General features: G+C 67.7%; 14 protein-coding genes. 3 read left to right on the top strand and 11 right to left on the bottom strand.

What is annotated here, in order from left to right:
• Window positions 1-130: 130 nt before the first annotated feature.
• The 4 genes from hflX to ASF08_RS03840 form a co-directional block, all read right to left on the bottom strand.
• Window positions 131-1,540: a GTPase HflX gene (gene hflX, locus ASF08_RS03855; RefSeq protein ID WP_026175814.1), complete on the bottom strand. Its 1,410-nt coding sequence runs from the start codon at window positions 1,538-1,540 to the stop codon at window positions 131-133.
• Between the two features lie 144 nt (window positions 1,541-1,684).
• Window positions 1,685-1,939 (bottom strand): RNA chaperone Hfq, encoded by a 255-nt coding sequence (gene hfq, locus ASF08_RS03850; protein ID WP_009866358.1) that lies wholly within the window; start codon window positions 1,937-1,939, stop codon window positions 1,685-1,687.
• 166 nt (window positions 1,940-2,105) lie between these two features.
• Entirely contained in the window at window positions 2,106-3,476 is a 1,371-nt protein-coding gene (ntrX, locus tag ASF08_RS03845) for a nitrogen assimilation response regulator NtrX (RefSeq protein WP_056141569.1), read from the bottom strand.
• A complete protein-coding gene (locus ASF08_RS03840) occupies window positions 3,473-5,794 on the bottom strand; it encodes a sensor histidine kinase NtrY-like (RefSeq protein WP_056141566.1) in 2,322 nt (773 codons plus the stop codon). The genes ntrX and ASF08_RS03840 overlap by 4 nt, the downstream gene beginning before the upstream one ends.
• 234 nt (window positions 5,795-6,028) lie before the next feature.
• Here ASF08_RS03840 and ASF08_RS03835 point away from each other — a divergent pair, with 234 nt between their 5' ends.
• From ASF08_RS03835 to oxlT, 3 genes are all read left to right on the top strand, one after another.
• On the top strand, window positions 6,029-7,627 hold the full coding sequence (locus tag ASF08_RS03835) for a gamma-glutamyltransferase family protein (protein ID WP_056141563.1): 1,599 nt from the start codon (window positions 6,029-6,031) through the stop codon (window positions 7,625-7,627).
• A 52-nt stretch (window positions 7,628-7,679) separates the two neighbouring features.
• Window positions 7,680-8,555: a class I SAM-dependent methyltransferase gene (locus tag ASF08_RS03830; protein ID WP_056141561.1), complete on the top strand. Its 876-nt coding sequence runs from the start codon at window positions 7,680-7,682 to the stop codon at window positions 8,553-8,555.
• Between the two features lie 62 nt (window positions 8,556-8,617).
• Window positions 8,618-9,892, top strand: a complete 1,275-nt coding sequence (gene oxlT, locus ASF08_RS03825; protein WP_056141558.1) for an oxalate/formate MFS antiporter — start codon at window positions 8,618-8,620, stop codon at window positions 9,890-9,892.
• Window positions 9,893-10,005: 113 nt separating this feature from the next.
• On the opposite strand, the gene ASF08_RS03820 is transcribed toward oxlT, so the two are convergent.
• The 7 genes from ASF08_RS03820 to dusB form a co-directional block, all read right to left on the bottom strand.
• Window positions 10,006-10,386: an NUDIX hydrolase gene (locus ASF08_RS03820; RefSeq protein WP_338011738.1), complete on the bottom strand. Its 381-nt coding sequence runs from the start codon at window positions 10,384-10,386 to the stop codon at window positions 10,006-10,008.
• 47 nt (window positions 10,387-10,433) lie between these two features.
• Window positions 10,434-11,567, bottom strand: coding sequence for an MFS transporter (locus ASF08_RS03815; RefSeq protein WP_244474443.1), 1,134 nt, complete (start codon window positions 11,565-11,567; stop codon window positions 10,434-10,436).
• 683 nt (window positions 11,568-12,250) lie between these two features.
• Window positions 12,251-13,978 carry a GGDEF domain-containing protein gene (locus tag ASF08_RS03810; RefSeq protein ID WP_056141549.1) on the bottom strand — a complete coding sequence of 576 codons (1,728 nt, stop codon included), beginning with the start codon at window positions 13,976-13,978 and terminating at the stop codon, window positions 12,251-12,253.
• Window positions 13,979-14,149: 171 nt separating this feature from the next.
• Window positions 14,150-14,761 carry a DUF6886 family protein gene (locus ASF08_RS03805; RefSeq protein ID WP_082473038.1) on the bottom strand — a complete coding sequence of 204 codons (612 nt, stop codon included), beginning with the start codon at window positions 14,759-14,761 and terminating at the stop codon, window positions 14,150-14,152.
• The gene (gene ntrC, locus ASF08_RS03800) at window positions 14,758-16,221 is read right to left on the bottom strand and encodes a nitrogen regulation protein NR(I) (RefSeq protein ID WP_056141548.1); all 1,464 of its coding nucleotides are present in this window, start codon (window positions 16,219-16,221) and stop codon (window positions 14,758-14,760) included. The genes ASF08_RS03805 and ntrC overlap by 4 nt, the downstream gene beginning before the upstream one ends.
• A 9-nt stretch (window positions 16,222-16,230) precedes the next feature.
• On the bottom strand, window positions 16,231-17,370 hold the full coding sequence (locus ASF08_RS03795; RefSeq protein WP_018043113.1) for a two-component system sensor histidine kinase NtrB: 1,140 nt from the start codon (window positions 17,368-17,370) through the stop codon (window positions 16,231-16,233).
• Entirely contained in the window at window positions 17,367-18,413 is a 1,047-nt protein-coding gene (dusB, locus tag ASF08_RS03790) for a tRNA dihydrouridine synthase DusB (RefSeq protein WP_056141544.1), read from the bottom strand. Before dusB ends, ASF08_RS03795 begins: the two co-directional genes overlap by 4 nt.
• Window positions 18,414-18,506: the final 93 nt, after the last annotated feature.

Below are 18,506 nucleotides of genomic sequence, written 5' to 3'. Positions count from 1 at the left end.
GTCTTTCTGGACCCGAAACTCATCCCCCGGCTCCCTTGGAGCCGGGTTTTTTTGTTGGGCCTCCGAAGCCTCCCGCGGTCGCGGATGGACGATCGCCCTTCCACTACTCCACCGGGAGGTCTCCCCCCTATCAGTCCGCGCGGCTGAGCTTGCGTGCGCTGGCGAAGCGGTTGAGGAAGCGCGGCTCCTTCTCCGGCGCCACGCGGATGGCGAGGTGGATCGTGCCCGCCTCTTCGGCGCGGCGATCGAGAACCTCGGCATTCTCGTAGAGCCAGTTGAGCGCCGCACCGTCCTCGGGCGCGAGGGTGACGGCGAAGGTGGAGCGGCGCTTGGCGATCCGTGCCTCGATCCGGCCCGACAGGGCCGCCAGGCCCTCGCCCGTGAGGGCGGAGACCAGGATCGGCACGTCGCTGTCCCGGTCGTTGCGCCCCTGGGCACTCAGGTTGAGGAGGCGCGTGCGCTCCGAATCGTCGAGCAGGTCGGCCTTGTTCCAGACCTCGATGATTCGCTCGGCCGTGGTTTCGATCCCGAGTTCGCGCAGCACGTCGCCGACATCCTCCGCCTGCGCCTCCGAATCGACGTGGCTCACGTCGCGGACATGGAGCAGGATATCGGCCTCGATCACGTCCTCCAGCGTGGCGCGGAAGGCGGCGATGAGGGCCGTGGGCAGCTCCGAGATGAAGCCCACCGTGTCCGAGAGGATCACCGTCTCCCCATGCGGCAGCTTCGTCGCGCGCGCGGTCGGGTCGAGGGTGGCGAACAGCATGTCCTTGGCCATCACCTCGGCCTTGGTCAGGGCGTTGAACAGCGTCGACTTGCCGGCATTGGTATAGCCGACGAGGGCGACGATCGGGTACGGCACCCGCGCCCGGCTCTCCCGGTGCAGGCCGCGCGTGCGGGTGACGCTGTCGAGCTCGCGCTCGATCTTCGTCATCCGCTCTTGGATCATCCGGCGATCGGCTTCGATCTGTGTCTCGCCGGGGCCGCCGAGGAAGCCGAAGCCGCCGCGCTGACGTTCGAGGTGGGTCCAGGACCGCACGAGGCGGCTGCGCTGGTAGGCGAGATGGGCGTGCTCGACCTGCAGCGTGCCCTCGCGGGTGGAGGCGCGCCGGCCGAAGATCTCCAGGATGAGGCCGGTGCGGTCGATGACCTTGCAGCCGAACGCTTTCTCCAGGTTGCGCTGCTGCACCGGCGACAGGGCGCAATCCATGACGACGAGGCCGATCTCCTCGGCCTTGATCCGGCCGGCGAGCTCTTCGACCCGGCCCTTGCCCAGATAGGTGGAGGGGCGGATGCGCGAGACCGGCGCGATGATGGCCTCGGTGACGTCCAGCTCGATGGCCACGGCGAGACCCGCCGCCTCGTCGATCCGCGCCTCGCTCGAGCGCGAGACGTCGGCCGGTCCGCCGCCCGTCCGGGGAGCGGCGGACCGGGTGAGATAGGGGCCGATCACCAGCGTATGGGTCGCGGCCGCGATCTCACCTTCGGGAGCGGCCATCGCCTGGAGCCGGGCTTCGCCCGGCGTTGTCATTTGCGTCATGAAATTCGGTTCGACCCTGTCCCCTGAAGATGAGGAGAATGGGCTTTTGCCGACGTCAAACAAGGGCAGTCTTCGGTCCTCGTCCGATGTTCGGCGTCAAACGTCTCTCAACGTCTCGTCATGGGCAAGACTGCCGACGTCGCTTCACGCCTTATCGGGGGCCGTCTCGTCCGGCTCGAACAACTGAACCGGGTGGCCGGGCATGATCGTCGAGATCGCGTGTTTGTAGACGAGCTGCGAATGCCCGTCCCGTCGCAGGAGGACGCAGAAGTTGTCGAACCAGGTCACGACGCCCTGAAGCTTGACGCCGTTGACGAGGAAGATCGTGAGCGGGATCTTGTTCTTGCGGACATGATTGAGAAACGTGTCCTGCAGGTTCTGAGCGCGTTCGCCCGCCATTTTTTATTAATCCTTCTTAAGAACCTGCCGCCCGCCGTGACTGGCGGGTTCTTGTTGGTTCGAATGCGTAGCAGACCGGTGAAAACAGACAACCTCGACTATTACACGGTCATTGTCACGCACATGCAAGGGGCACGCACATGTAAGGCGAAGGTCGCCCAGGCCTTCAGGGTCCGATGCCGAGCGACTTCAGTTTGCGGTGGAGGGCCGAGCGTTCCATGCCGATGAACTCGGCGGTGCGCGATATGTTTCCGGAGAATCGTGCGATCTGCGCGATCAGGTATTCGCGCTCGAAGATTTCCCTCGCCTCGCGCAGGGCCAGGCTCATCAGCTTCTCGCCCCCCGCGCCGTTCGGCGTCGTCGGAACCAGGGCGCCGATCTCGGTGGGGAGCATCTCGGAGGTCACCTCCTGCTCCGGGTCGGTATGGGTGAGGATCATCAGCCGCTCGACGTTGTTGCGCAGCTGGCGGATGTTGCCCGGCCAATCGTGCGATTGCAGCACCGCCATGGCGTCCTCGGCGATGCGCCGGCGGGCGAGGCCGGTGGCGGCCGAGATCTGCTCCATGAAGAAGTTGATGAGTTCGGGCACGTCCTCGCGCCGCTCGGACAGGGACGGCACCCGGATCGGCACCACCGAGAGGCGGTGGAACAGGTCCTCGCGGAATCGGCCGGCGGCGATCTCCTCGGCGAGGTCGCGCGAGGAAGAGGAGATGATGCGCACGTCCACATGGACGCGGGTGGTGCCGCCTACGCGCTGGAAGTTCTGGTCCACCAGCACGCGCAGGATGCGGTTCTGGGTCTCGCGCGGCATGTCGGCGATCTCGTCGATATAGAGGGAGCCGCCATGGGCCTCCTCCAGGGCACCGACCCGCCGGGCGCGGCCCTCGCCGGCCTCGACGCCGAACAGTTCCGCTTCCATGGTCTCGGGCGTGATCATCGCCGCGTTGATGACGACGAAGGGACCGCTGGCGCGGGACGAGGAGGCGTGGAGGGTCCGCGCCGAGAGTTCCTTGCCGGAGCCCGGCGCGCCCAGGATCATCACCCGCGCATTGGTGGGGGCGACCCGCTCCACCGTCTGGCGCAGCTGGTTGACCGCCACGGATCCGCCCACGAGCCGGCTCGCCTGGCCGGAACGCGCCTTGAGGTCGCGCACCTCGCGCTTGAGGCGGGAGGCTTCGAGGGCGCGTTCGGCCACCAGGACCAGCCGGTCGGCCTTGAACGGCTTCTCGATGAAGTCGTAGGCGCCCGCCTTGATGGCGGCCACCGCCGTCTCGATGTTGCCGTGGCCCGAGATCATCACCACCGGCAGGTCGGGATGCCCGAGCTTGATCTGGTCGAGCACCTGCAGCCCGTCGAGGCGCGAGCCCTGCAGCCAGATGTCGAGGAACACGAGGTGGGGGCGGCGCGACTCGATGGCCGCCAGCGCCTCGTCGGAGCCTCCGGCCGTGCGGGTGCGGTGACCTTCGTCGTCGAGGATGCCGGCGACGAGGTCGCGGATGTCGGCCTCATCGTCGACGATCAGGATATCGGCGCTCATGACGTCATCTCCGCGATTGGGGGTGCCGTCGGTGCGGCAACCTTCTCAGCCTGCGCGGAGGGTTTCCCCTCCGTCGTCTTGTCCCGCGTGTCGAGGGGAACGCGCATCCGCACGCATCCGCCCCTGCCCGTGGGGTTGTCGTTCAGTTCGATGCCGCCGCCATGCTCTTCGAGCACCTTGCTGACGATGGCGAGTCCGAGGCCGGTGCCGCCCTCGCGGGTGGTCATATAGGGCTCGAGCAGCCGCTGGCGCCCCTCGACGGGGAAGCCTTTGCCGTTGTCGGTGATCTCGATCACCGCGAACCCCTCCTCGACGAGGAGGCGCAGATCGACCCTGCCCTTGCCGAGTTCGGCCTCGGGCACGGCGGAGACGGCCTCCACCGCGTTCTTGAGGATGTTGGTGATCGCCTGCGAAAGCAGCCGGATGTCGAAGGCGGCGTGCAGGCGGTCCTGCCCGGCCTCGGTGAAGGCGAAATCCATGTCCGGATGCGCCACCCGCATCATGAACAGGTTCTGCTTGGCGATCTCGCTGAGATCGTTCCGGGCGATGGCCGGTTTCGGCATCCGCGCGAAGGACGAGAACTCGTCTACCATGCGCTTGATCTCGTCCACCTGGCGGATGATCGTCGCCGTGCACTGGTCGAAGACGTCCTTGTCGGCGACGATGACCTTGCCGTATTTGCGCCGGATGCGTTCCGCCGAGAGCTGGATCGGGGTCAGCGGGTTCTTGATCTCGTGGGCGATGCGGCGGGCGACGTCCGCCCAGGCCGAGGTGCGCTGGGCCGTGACGAGGTCGGTGATGTCGTCCAGCGTTACCACGAAGCCGCGGGCGCCCCCTTGAGCCTGCTCGCTGGTGACGCGCACGGTGACCGTGCGCTCGCGCCCGCCGCGGGTCAGCTGGATCTGCTGCTGGAGGGCGCGCAGGCGCCCCTCTCCGCCCTCGGGCAGGATGGCCTGGAGCTCGGGCACGGCCTGGACCAGCGGCTTGCCGATGATCGCATCCGCCTTGAGCCCCAATGTGCGCTCGATGGAGGGGTTGGCGATGGTGACGAGGCCGGCCGCGTCGACGCCGATGACGCCCGGCGAGACCCCGGCCAGAACCGCTTCGGTGAACCGGCGGCGCCGGTCGATGAGTTCGCTCGCCGCCGTCAGCCCATCGTGCTGGCGGCGCAGCTCCTGGGTCATCTTGTTGAAGCTCTCGCCGAGATGGGCGAGGTCGCCGTCGCTCTTGCGTGCCGGGACCTGGGCATAGAAATTGCCGGAGGCGACCTGATCGGCCGCGTTGATGAGCCGGCGGATCGGCGCCACGAACCGGTTGGCGAAGTTGAGGCCGAACCAGACCGCCGACAGCAGGGCGATCAGCGCGATCAGCACGAAGATCGAGGCGAAGCTGATCTGGATCGAGCGCTTGAGGGAATCGTAGGTGAGGTACTCGGCGGCCGCCGCCCGCGAGACGCCGGGGAAGTCGACGGCGAGCTGGCTCACCTGGCGCTGCACCAGCAGCACGGCCCCGTCATAGGCCGGCATCCGCAGCAGGGCGGCGAAGACCCTCCCCTCGCTCGGCCTCAGGCAGATCGTCTCGTTGGATTTGGCGGCCTCCTCGAAGGCCGCGGCGGAGGGCAGCCTGCGCTCCTTGAGGACATCGATCTTCGCCCGTGCCACGAGTTCGTTCGGTCCGCGCATGATCTCGGCGACCGGCAGTCCCAGCGCTGTCGCCCGCGTGGTGAGGAAGTTCTCGAACCACTCCCTGTTCACGTCGAAATTCGGCCGTGCCCGCGTGAGGTCGTCCGCGAGGATGCGGATCTCGCGGGCGAGCGACTGGCACTGATTCTCCTGGTAGGCATCGGCCACCTCGACGGATTTCAGCACCACGTCGCGGACGCGGTCGGTGAAGCCCAGCGAGAGCCCGCGATCGATCGTCACCGCCGCCACGACGGCCAGCAGCACGGTGGGCAGGATCGCGATGAGGCTGAACAGGCCGACGATGCGGGTGTGCAGGCGCGCCACCGCCGCATTGGCCCGGCGCGCATGCAGGAAGACCCGCGCCTCCCAGGCGATGATGACGAACAGGCTGAGGACCAGGAAGACGTTGATGCCCAGCAGCGTCAGGCCGATCGTCGGCGTCGGCGTCACCCGGATCACGCCGGCGAGGATCAGGAAGGTCGCGATGGCCGAGATCAGGGCCGTGGCGACGACGAGCGCGCCGATCCAGCCGGGGCCGCGCGGTGCCGCCCGGATGGTATGAGGTTCGGCCTCGCCTTCCCGTGAGACATCGTCTCCCGGGGCGGCCGATTGTTTGGAACGTCGAAGCCACGCCATGGCTGATGCGTCGCCACAACAGTGTGGCGAAATTAATACGAATCGGGCCATCGTGTCGGTGGACCCCATGGGCGCGGCACGCGCCGCGACGGCGCCTCACGCCGTGAAACCGATGGCACCGCAGCGATCTGCGACCGTTTCTTGCTTGGAAATCTCTCGGTCGACCGGCCGAGAAAATACATTATTCTCCAAGCCTCTCCTCAATCCTCCAAGCCTCCTCACACCGAGTTCGCGATGCCCGAGACGCCCGTCTATTCCTCCGCCGCCGTTGCCGCGCCTCACCATCTGGCCGCCACCGCCGGGCAGACCGTGCTGGCGCAGGGCGGCAACGCCATCGAGGCCATGGCGGCCATGGCGGCCACCATCGCCGTGGTCTACCCGCATATGAACGGCATCGGCGGCGACGGGTTCTGGCTCGTGCGCGAACCGGGCGGGCGGGTGCGCGGCATCGAGGCCTGCGGCCCGGCCGGGTCCCTCGCCACGGTCGAGCGCTATCGCAGCCAGGGCCACGAGACGATCCCCTCGCGCGGGCCGGATGCGGCGCTCACCGTGGCCGGCGCCATCGGCGGCTGGCGTCTCGCCCTCGACCTCGCCAGGGCGCTGGGCGGCCGGCTCCCCCTCGAGACCCTGCTGTCGGATGCGATCCGCCATGCGCGTCAGGGCTGCGCGGTGTCGCCCTCCGAGGCCCGCTATGTGCCGAAGGAGATCGACACGCTTCACGACCAGCCGGGTTTCGCGCAGACCTTCCTCGACGGGGGCAAGCCCTTCGCCGCCGGCGCCACGCGGCGCCTGCCGGCCCTGGCCGATACGCTCGAACAGCTGGCCCATGCCGGGCTCGACGATTTCTACCGGGGCGACCTCGGCCGCGAGATCGCCGCCGACCTCGACCGTCTCGGCGCGCCGGTGACGCGGGCCGACCTCGAAGCCTATGCGCCGCGGGAGCGGGCGGCCCTGTCGCTGCGCCGTCGCGACGCGGTGCTCTACAACTTCCCGCCGCCCACCCAGGGCCTCGCCGCGCTCATCATCCTCGGTATCTTCGACCGGCTGAACGTGTCGCGTCCCGAGAGCACGGCGCAGTATCACGGGCTGATCGAGGCGACGAAGCGCGCCTTCGCCATCCGCGACCGCACGGTCACCGATTACGACCGGCTGAGCGTCGATCCGGCGAGCTTCCTCACCCCGGAGCGCCTCGACCGCGAGGCGGCCCAGATCGACATGCGCCGCGCCGCCTCCGTGCCCCTCCGGGGACCGGGCGACGGCGATACCGTGTGGATGGGCGCCATCGACAAGGACGGTCTGGCCGTCTCCTACATCCAGTCGATCTACTGGGAATACGGGTCGGGGATCGTCCTGCCGAAGACCGGCATCCATTGGCAGAACCGCGGCACCTCGTTCTCCCTGGAGAAGGGTGCGGTGAACCCCCTGGAGCCGGGGCGCCGGCCGTTCCACACCCTGATCCCCGGATTGGCCGCCTTCGACGACGGCCGCGTGATGTCCTACGGCAGCATGGGCGGCGACGGGCAGCCGCAATTCCAGGCCCAGATTTTTTCGCGGTATGCCGACTATGGCATGAGCCCGGCCGAGGCGGTGGACGCGCCCCGCCTGCTCTACGGCCGTACCTGGGGTGCCGAATCCCTCAGCGTGAAGGTGGAGGACCGGTTCGATCCGGCCTGCATCGCCGAGCTGCGCTCCATGGGCCACGAGATCGAGGAACTGGGCGGTTCCTACATCGATTCCCTCGGCCATGCCGGCATGCTGGTCCGTCATCCCGGCAACGGGCGGATCGAGGCGGTCCACGATCCGCGTTCGGATGGCGGCTCGTCCGGCCTGTGAAACGGGTCCCCGCCGGGGACCGGACGATCGAGATCCAGAGACCGGAAGGTTCATGATGGCGGATGGCGCGATCACCCAGCGCGACTACTGGAACGGCGAGGTCGGCGCGCGCTGGGCGCGCAACCAGCGCAGGATCGACGCGGTCTTCGCGCCCCTCACCGCCGCCCTGTTCGAGGCGGCGTGCCTTCGGGTGGACGGCTCGGCGCTGGATATCGGCTGCGGCGCCGGTGACTGCGCCATCGCCGCCGCGCGCCGGCTCGGCCCGAGGGGACGCGTGGTGGCGGCCGACCTCTCGGCCCCCCTGCTCGCGGTGGCGCGCGAACGGGCCGGGATCGAGGCCCCCGCCCTGGCGCCGATCGCATTCATCGAGGCGGACGCCCAGACCCACGATTTCGGCGATGCCGCCTTCGAGCAGGCGATCTCCCGCTTCGGGGTGATGTTCTTCGACGATTCCGGCGCCGCCTTCGCCAACATCCGCAAGGCCCTGGTCCCCGGCGGACGCCTGACCTTCCTGTGCTGGCGGCGGATCGAGGACAATCCCTGGATCACGGTGCCGAGGAACCTCGTCCTGCCCCTGGTGCCGGAACCCGAACCCGGCCCCGCCGACGCGCCGGGGCCGTTTCGCTTCGCCGAGGCGGAAACCCTCAACGCGGTGCTGGCCCAGGCCGGCTTCCTCGACATCACGCTCGAGGCGATCGACCGGCCCCTCACCCTCGCGAGGTCCGGCGACGGCACCGCCCGAGATGCGGCGGAGGCCGCCGCGGATTTCGCCACCGAGCTCGGCCCGGTTTCCCGGCTCCTGCGCGATCAGCCCGCGTCGGTCCGTGCGGACGCCCTGAAGCGGGTGAGCGACGATTTCGCGGAACGGGCCGTCTCCGGCGCCGTGTCCCTGGATGCCGGCTGCTGGCTGGTTTCCGCGCGGCGCTGAAAGCCGGGCCGTGCAATCTGGTATACACTTTGCTTCTCCGTGCCCGCAGCATGGAGTGCATAATGGATACGAATCTTTCCCGGCAGCGCTGGATCCAGCTCGGCCTCGGCCTCGTCGCCATGATGGCGATTTCCAGCCCGCAATACGTCTGGACGCTGTTCACCAAGCCGCTGATCGCGACGACGGGCGCGAGCCTGCCGCAGCTGCAATGGACCTTCACGATCCTGATCGTGCTGCAGACCTTCTTCTCGCCCGTCCAGGGCTACCTGATCGACCGGTTCAGCCCCAAGCTGATGATCGCGCTGGGCGCCATCCTCTCGGGCCTCGGCTGGGTGCTGGCCGCCCGCGTCGACACGCTCTGGGGCGTCTACGCCACCTACGGCCTGTTCTGCGGTCTCGGCACCGGCATCGTCTATGTCGGCATCGTCGGCCTGATGGTGAAGTGGTTTCCCGATCGCCGGGGCTTCGCCGTAGGCGTGGTCGCCGCCGGCTACGGCATGGGCGCGATGCTGAGCACCTTCCCGATCAGCGACATGCTCACCGCCTCGGGCTACCGCCACACGCTGACGGTGTTCGGCATCGTCCTCGGCGCCGTGGGCGCGCTGGCCGCCCTCGGCCTCAGGGCTCCCCGCGCCGACGAGGTCCTGCCGGCCCCGGCCCGCAACCTCTCGACCTGCGTCCACGACACCGCCCCGAAGGAGATGCTGAAGACGCCGCTGTTCTGGCTGATGTTCGCGATGATGACGATGATGTCCACCGGCGGCCTGATGGTGGTGGCGAACTTCGCCTCCTTCGCCCGCGACTTCGGTGTGGCCGACGCGATCATCTTCGGCTTCGTGGCCCTGCCCTTCGCCCTGACCTTCGACCGCATCACCAACGGCCTCACCCGGCCCTTCTTCGGCTGGGTCTCGGACAAGATCGGCCGCGAGAACACGATGGGCATCGCGTTTGCCGCCGAGGCGGCGGCCATCGCCCTCCTGCTGGTCTTCCGCGAGAATCCCTATGCCTTCGCCCTGCTCTCGGGCGTCGTGTTCTTCGCCTGGGGCGAGATCTTCTCGCTGTTCCCCTCGATCCTCACCGACACATTCGGCACCAAGCACGCCACCACCAATTACGGCTTCCTCTACATGGCGCAGGGCATCGGCTCGCTCTTCGGCGGACCGATCGCCGCCTGGATCTACCTGGTCCAGGGCTCCTGGCTCCCGGTCTTCGCCATCATCATCACCCTCGACGTGCTGACCGCGATCCTCGCCTATTTCGTCCTCAAGCCCATGCGCCGGAACTGGCTCGGCCTCGGCGAGACGCGCGCCATGTCGGCCAAACCCGCCATGGCCTGACGCTCACGTCCCGACCCTCGCGGCCGGGTCGATCTTTCTAAGCGCGGACGGGGAAACCCGCCCGCGCTTCGTCGTATGGCGCCCATCGATCCGTCTGTTCGATGGATCGAGATTTACAATTTCGACAGTCGCATTCGCCGGGCCAGCGGCATGACCTCGTTGCACGTCAGGGGCGCGAGCTTGATCGTTGGCAGCATCGTTTCGGAAGCCCAGACGACCTCTTCGATTTCGGCTGCGGGAGAGACGTGCTGGTCGAGGAGGAAGCCGTAGAGTTCGGCGTCCACCCAGTGTCCGTCTTCGTTCGCGGCTTCCGCGACGAAACGGCCGAGATGAAACGCTTCGGGCGGAAGCTCCACACCGAGCTCTTCCTTCAGCTCTCGCCCTAAAGCCGCGCGCGGGGTCTCTCCCGGCTCGATCTTTCCTCCCGCCTGCATGAAGAACACGGACCCTCGCTTTCGGACGAGGAGCGTCCTGCCTCGCGAATCGAAAATCAAAGCTGCCGCGATGCGAATGACGGGCGCTGTGTCGGGCGGGAAGTTCGTCAAATCGGCTGTCTCCTCCGTCCTTGCGGTATCAGGGCGAGGCCCAGGGTCAGCATCGCGCCGATCCCGGCACCGAGCATGACGGTGAAGGGCCCCCATCGATCGAGCAGGACGGATCCCGCCACGGCGCCGATGCCGATCGCCGTGTTCAGGACGGCCGTGTGAACGGCTGCCGCTGGCGTCGCCAGCGGACCCGCCGCCTTCAGAATCCAGGTCTGCAGCGTCGCGAACAGCATTGAGATCGCCGCGCCCCAGACCACGAGGCATGCTCCGACGCCGGCAAGACCGAGGGCCGTGCTCGACGTTCCCATGAGGATCAGGGCCAGTCCCATGGCCGTGAGCGCACAGAGGATGACCTCGTGCAGGAAGCGATCGATCAGCAATGCGCCGAGAACGCTGCCGAGAAGCCCTGCCGCACCGAAGGCGAAGAGGAAGATCGGGACCGTCGTCGGCACGATGCCCGGAAGCGCCGCGATGAACGGTTCGGCAAAGGTGTAGGCCGCGAAATGAACCGCCCCGATCAGCGCGGTGATGGCGTAGATCGGGCGGAGTGTCCGCTCACTGATGGCATCGGCGAGCGTCGCCTCCCGGCCGCTCGCCGAGGTCGTCAGGTTCGGAAGCGTCACCACCATCGAGAAGGCCGTCAGCAGACCGAGCAGCCCGAGCGCGCCGAACGCGCCGCGCCATCCCATCACCTGCCCCGCCATGTTCACCGCCGGAACACCCATGACCGTGGCGACGGAAATGCCGCCGAAGACGATGGAGGTCGCCAGCCCCGTTCGATGAGGCGGGGCGATGTCCATGGCGAAGGCGGCGACCGTCGCCCAGAAAATGCCGTGTGCCATGGACCCGACGAAGCGGGCGAAGAACAGCGCTTCCAGGGACGGCGATAGGAGCGCGATCGCGTCCGAGGCGGCGATGACGAGCATCAGTCCGATCAGGAGAGCCTTGCGCGGGACGCGTCCGACGAGTGTCGGCGCGAGAAGACCGCTGAGGGCTCCGAACCAGGCGTAGAGGGTGACGGTGAGACCGATGGTGGCCTGGGCTTCCCCGAGATCGACGGCCATCTGCGTCATCAGCCCGATCGGGGCGAATTCGGTCGAGACCATCGTGAACGCGGCGATGCCGAGCACCGAGATCGAAGCCCATGTTCGGAAAGGAGAGCGAACACGATCCTCAGCCAAACGTTCTCTCCTCAGACAAACGTGTCAGGCGACCGAATAATGATTTTTTTGAACTTTATCGAGTGGCGTCCTGGGCACACTCAGTAAGCGTTTGTCGTCGATCGTTCGACTGATTAATTCAAAAATCGTATTTGACAATTTTCAGTAAAATCGTTCAACAGAAGAGAAATAAATAGAATCTTGAAGTAATTTTACATATTTTATTTTGAAATATGATGAGTCATAATTAATGATTGATCCGTTTAGTCTGCGAGATATCCGGCAAGTCATGACACATGATGCCGCGGACCATCATTCTTGGGACAGGGGCCGTCATCCACCCACGACAGACGTCCGCCTTACAACCCAACCATCACCTCACTGCACGCGAGCACCCGCGATCGGCTTCGGCGGTTCGCCCTTCGGAGCCACCCGGTCCTGCGTGTTCCCGAGACGGATGCCGCTCGCATGCAGGGTGGAGCGCCTGATCGCGGCCGGGGCCTATCTCCTCCAGGGCTCCTGGCTCGCGGTCTTCGCGATCCTCTCTCTGATCGACCCCGAGCAGGCCCCGGGACGATCCGCGCTCGGGCCGCTTGGCGATACGGAGAGGATGTCCGGGTTGGGGCGAGCCCTCGCCGAGTTGCGTCGAAAAATTATCCGGCCGCGACGCGAAGATGCGCCTGTGGGCTGGCCGGCCCTTCGCGGTCGGCACGCCAGCCCGATTGAACCGGAGCGACCGCGACCTGGTTTCGTCCGCCGTGCTTGGCGCGATAGAGGGCCGTGTCGGCTGCCTTGACGAGGTCGGCGCTGTTGCTCGACGTGCTCGGAAGGGAGGACACGCCCAGCGATGCGGAAACCTTCGCACCATGGCCTCCGGACAGAGCCTCTATCCGTTCCCGGATCTGTTCTGCCTTGAGCGCTGCATCCTCGAGGCTGCAATCGGGGAGAAACACGATCATTTCCTCGCCACCGTAGCGACAGGCGACATCGGTCTCCCGGAGCGCTCCGACGATCGCTGCCGCAGCCTCCCTCAGAACCGCGTCCCCCGTCGCATGGCCGTGCTCGTCGTTGAGACGCTTGAAGTGGTCGAGGTCGATCATGATCACCGAGACCTTCCGCCCCTCGCGCTCGGCGATGCGGACATATCGGTCGAGACTGTCTTCCATGTAGCGTCGGTTGTAGAGGCCCGTCAGCGGATCGCGGAGCGCCTGGTTGCGCAGCTTCTCGCGCAGCGCGATGTTGGACAGGGCGAGCGACATCGCGTCCCCGAGCGCCGAGCTCAGCGGCAGGATGGCAGCCAGGCGTTCCTCCGCGCCCGAACCCTGCGCGAAGACCTGAAGAAGGCCGAGATTCTCGCCCCGCGCGACCATCGGGATTTCGAGGGCGGCGAGACCGGAGGCATGGTGCTCACAGCAGAGGGCTCTGGAGCCGCTGCGGTTGATGTGCGGCTTGCCGCGCTTCATGGCCCAGCACTGGTTGATCGCGATCACTTCCGGCGGGGGCGATCCATCCTCGCACGCCCAGGAAGTCGAGAGGACGAGGCGGTCCCGTGAGTTGTTGAAGACGTAGAGCGCGCCGCTGAAGCCGCCGATCAGTTCGCCGGCGGTGGCTCGGAGGACCGCGTTCGCATCGTGATGGTCGGTGGCGCTCTGGAGCATGTCCGTCATCGCGAACAGATGACCGATCTGTGTTCTGGACGCGTCCATGTCGGCGATGGCCGTCGCCCGGGCCTGGGCATCTCGCGCGCTCGACCGGAATGCGAAGATCATGATTCCGGCAATCAGAATCTGCGAGAGCAACACGATGCTCTTGCCGATCTCGATGCGCGTCTCGTGATCGGCGAAGTGCGAGTTCCAGTCCGCCAGGAAGGCATCGAACGCGCGACGCATCGTGCCGATCAGAGCGGCACTCCTGCGTTCCTTAAGCAGGGACTGGGCCGCCTCCAGCCTTCCGGCCCGGACGAGTTCGAGAGCGTCCGTCCAGATGGCTTCGAGCGACTTGATGCTGGCGTCGGCGGACGTGCTGGTCCCGTCGGGCATCCTGAGGAAAGGATCGAGGCGAGCCAGATGCGTATCGCGGCGGCTATGGAGCGATTCGAAGGCGCGGCTGTACTCGCTGTATTCGGTGTCCCGGTCGCCGAGGGCTCTGTTGAGGACGTAGGCTTCCGCGCCCATGAGCGCTTCCTGGGCGATGCGCATCTGCCGCCCGCCCTCGCGCAGGTCGATGAGAGCCTGCTGGTGCCGGTTGGTGTAGAAGAAGCCCGAGAGCACGATCGTGATCATGACCACGACGAGACCGACCTGAGTGGCAAGGCGATGCCGGCCATTGCCGCGCCGGGTGCTTGCCGTCGCAACACCCGCTTCGCGCTCACTCAGTGCCATTGCCGGTCCTACGATATCGGAACCGACACGGATCGGCACGCGGGAGACAGAAAGGCACCAACCTCCTGTCTCCGCGTGAACGAAGATGGCTAAGAGATTGGTTTTTTGAGCCGCTGCATTTCGGGGGACGGTCCGGGGTTCGCTCCCGCTCGGCCATGGCGGAGCGTCCCCTCACCGCACACGAGCATCCGCGATCGGCTTCGGCGGCCCGCCCTCCGGAGTCACCCAATCCTGCGCGTTCCTGAGGCGGATGCCGCTGGCGTGGAGGGTGGAGCGCCAGATCGGCGCGAGCGGCGTGAGGCGAGGAAGGGTGCGAAGCTCCAGGCCCGCCGCCGCCATCGCACCGGGCAGGTCCCGGATCGTGTCGTGGCCGGTGGGGACGACCGGGCTCTTCGAGACCCAGGTGCCAAGCTCGCCGGTGGGTTCGAAGGTCTCGGGCGGCATGCGGTAGCGTTGAATCGCGGCGGTGGCGATCCGCTCCGCCCAATCCTCCTCTACATAAGCCACGGCGCGGCCGGTGACGTCGCCGAACCACCTGCGCCGGTCCTCCGTCGAGGTCCCATCGGTGGGCCAGATCACGATCCGGGGGCAGTCGCGCGGGAACAGGTAGAGCAGGCTGTGGGCGTCATCGATCGCCCAGACCAGGGGGCCGTTCAGCCAGGCCCCCGCCTGTCCGCGATCCACGCCGACGCGGACGGGGCGCGGCGCGAAGACCCGGATGGCCGGGTCTTCGCCAAAGTGGAACAGATCCTCCGGTTCGCCGGACGTGTCGCGCGGGCTCACCGCGCGTTGCGGAAGACCTGAAGGTCGAGGTCCCGCACCTTCTTGCGCAGGGTGTTGCGGTTGACGCCGAGCAGTTCCGCCGCGCGGATCTGGTTGCCGCGGGTGGCGGCCAGGGCCGCGCCGATCAGCGGGCCTTCGATCTCGCGCAAGATGCGGTGGTAGAGGCCGGGCGGGGGCAGCGTGTCGCGATAGCCGCTGAAATACTCGGCGAGATGGCGCTCCACCGCCCCGGAAAGGGTCTCGTTGTCGGCCCCGCCCGATTTCCTGGCGACCGAACCGTTGGCCTGCGGCTGGGCGAGGGGCAGCGTATCGAGCTCGGCCTCGATCACCGGTCCGGTGATCGTCTCCTGCGGATACAGGGCGGCGAGGCGGCGCACGAGGTTCTCGAGTTCGCGCACGTTGCCGGGCCAGCGATAGCGCTTCAGGCGCTCCATCGCTTCGCCGTCGAGCTGCTTGCGGCTCAGGCCCTCCTTCTCCACGAGGATGAAGAAGTGGCGGATCAGGTCGGGCACGTCCTCCGAGCGCTCGCGCAGCGCGGGCAGGCGCAGCGGCACCACGTTGAGCCGGAAGAACAGATCCTCGCGGAAGATGCCCTGCTGGATCGAGACGCGCAGGTCCTTGTTGGTGGCCGCGATGATGCGGACATTGGTCTTGATCGGCACCCGGCCGCCCACGGTGGTGTATTCGCCCTGCTGCAGCACGCGCAGGAGGCGGGTCTGGGCCTCCATCGGCATGTCGCCGATCTCGTCGAGGAAGAGCGTGCCGCCTTCCGCCTGCTCGAACCGGCCGGCCGAGCGCGAGAGCGCGCCGGTGAAGGCGCCCTTCTCATGGCCGAACAGCTCGGATTCGATGAGGTCGCGCGGGATCGCCGCCATGTTCACCGGCACGAACGGCCCGGAGCGGCGACGGCCGTAATCGTGCAGCGCGCGGGCCACCAGCTCCTTGCCGGTGCCCGACTCGCCGGTGATCATCACCGTGAGGTCGGTGGGCATCAGGCGGGCGAGCGCCCGGTAGATCTCCTGCATGGCCGGCGAGCGGCCCACCAGCGGGATGTCCTCGTTGCCGGGATCGGCGCCGGGGGCGGGCGTGCCGCGCGGTCGCGACAGCGCCCGGCCGACGATGGCGATGAGCTCTTTCAGGTCGAAGGGCTTGGGCAGGTATTCGTAGGCGCCGCGCTCGGAGGCGCGGATCGCGGTCATGAACGTGTTCTGCGCGCTCATGACGATGATCGGCAGTTCCGGCCGGACGCGCTTGATGCGCGGCAGCAGGTCGAACACGTTCTCGTCCGGCATCATCACGTCGGTGATGACGAGGTCGCCCTCCCCTTGCGCGACCCAGCGCCAGAGGGTGGCGCAGTTGCCGGTGGAGCGGACCTCGTAGCCGGCCCGCGACAGGGCCTGGTTGAGGACGGTGCGGATGGCGGCGTCGTCGTCCGCGACGATGATGTGGCCGTTGGGCATGACGCGACTCTATTGCTCCGCGGCCGACTCGCGCCCGTCACGGGCGCTCGACATGGGAAGGAGGAGACGGAAAGTGGTGCGGCGCGGCACGGGATCGCATTCGACGATGCCACCGTGATCGCCGATGATCTTGGCCGCAAGTGCAAGTCCGAGGCCGGACCCCTGCGCTTTCGTGGTCACGAACGGGTCGAACAGGTCGGGCAGGAGCTCGGCCGATACCCCCGGCCCGTTGTCCCGCACCGCCACTTCGATGGGCAGGCTCACCCGTTCCCGCGTGCCGGGCACCTGCATCTTCAGCCCGGTGCGGAAGGCGGTGGAGAGGGTGATCTCGCCGTCTACCGCATCGGCGCCGATGGCCTCGGCGGCGTTCTTCACCAGATTGAGGATGACCTGGATCAGCTGGTCGCGATTGCCCAGGACCGGGGGCAGCGACGGGTCGTAGGTCTCGACGAAGCGGATGTGCCGGGCAAAGCCCGACTGGGCCGAGCGCTTCACCTGATCGAGCACGCCGTGGACGTTGACCGGTCCGCGCTCCACCGGGCGCTCGTCGCCGAACAGCTCCATCCGCTCGACGATGCGGACGATCCGGTCGGATTCGTCGCAGATCAGCCGGGTGAGCAGGCGGTCGTCCTCGGTGCCCGATTGTTCGAGGAGCTGGGCCGCCCCGCGGATGCCCGCGAGCGGGTTCTTGATCTCGTGTGCCAGCATGGCCCCCAGCGCGATCATCGAGCGCGCGGCGCCGCGATGGGTGAGCTGCCGGTTCATCTTGTCGGCGATGGTGCGCTCCTGGAGCATCATCACCACCGCATCCTCCTCGTCGCCGAGGGGGGTCGCGAAGACGTCGACGTTGCGCTCCAGGCCGGAGCGCGGCTGGACCAGTTCGACGCCGTATTCGCTGACGCTCGCCTTGCGGCGGCGCACTTCGGCCACGAGGGCGCTGATCGGGGACGAGAACGGGATGATGTCGCGCAGGTGCCGGCGCTGCATCAACCGCGCGGAATGATCGAAGAACGTCTCCGCCGCGTGGTTCACATGGAGGATGCGGTCGTCGGCGCCGATGGTGATGACCGGCAGCGGCAGGGCGTTGATCACCGCCTCGCTCGTGGGCGGGGCGATGGTCCGGCCGCCATGTTCCTTGTCCGCGCTCACGCTGCCTCCTCGGTGACCAATGGTACGCGCGGGTGCCGCATCGCCCTCGACAGGAGGTCCGCTGCGATGGCCGGATCGGTGGTGGTGAGGAGCCGCGTCCGGTCGTCGGGGCCGAGCGCGCCGGACCCGTCCACGTAGGCCGCCAAGTGCTTGCGCGCGTGGCGCACGCCCATGGCGGGGCCGTAGAGCGCGAGGAGCCCCTGGTAATGCTCCAGGGCGAGGGCGGCCTTCTCCTCGGCGCCGAGGGAACGCGGTGCCCGGCCGGCGAGACCGGCGGCGATCTCGCCCACCAGCCAGGGACGACCCAGGGCCGCGCGGCCGATCATCAGCCCTGCGGCGCCCGAGGCGGCGAGGCAGGCCCGCGCCCCGGCGAGATCGACGACGTCGCCATTGGCGATGACCGGGATCGAGACCGCGTCCACCACGGCGCGGATGGCGGCCCAATCGGCCTGGCCCTTGTAGAATTGCTGCCGGGTGCGGCCATGCACGGTCACCGCCGCGAGGCCGAGCCCCTCGGCGCGCCGGGCGAGATCGGGGGCATTCAGGCTCGCATGGTCCCAGCCGAGGCGCATCTTGACCGTGACCGGGATCGCCACCGCCGCGCGGACGGCGGCGAGGATGCGCGTGGCCCCCTCGATGTCGCGCATCAGGGCGGAGCCCGCCTCCCCGCCGGTGACGGTCTTGGCCGGGCAGCCCATGTTGATGTCGATGACATCGGCGCCATTCGCCTCGGCCAGGCGTGCGGCCTCCGCCATCGATTCGGGCACGCAGCCGGCGAGCTGGACCACGTGGGGATCGACCCCGCCGCCCTCGGCCCGCAGGCGCGCCTCCTCCGCCCCACGGGCGAATTCGGCCGCCGCCACCATCTCCGAGACGACGGCGCTTGCACCCAGACGCCGCGCGATGCGACGCATGTGCAGGTCGGTGACGCCCGACAGGGGGGCGAGCAGGACCGGCACCGAAGCCGCGGCGCCTGCCTTCTCGCCGGCCTGCCCCTGGCCATCGCCCGAGCGCAGAACGCTCAAATAATCATCAGCTTTCATTGTGCCCAACAAATAGACAATCGCCGGGGCGACGCAAGCGCCTTGCGCGATTTGATTTCAGGCTATGCCCCGCTTAAACGACAGACCACCCCA

The sequence above is a fragment of the Methylobacterium sp. Leaf85 genome (assembly GCF_001422125.1).
In the GTDB taxonomy this organism is placed as follows: domain Bacteria; phylum Pseudomonadota; class Alphaproteobacteria; order Rhizobiales; family Beijerinckiaceae; genus Methylobacterium; species Methylobacterium bullatum.
The sequence above is the reverse complement of the archived record's forward strand: the minus strand, read 5'-3'. Positions and strand labels throughout refer to the sequence as shown.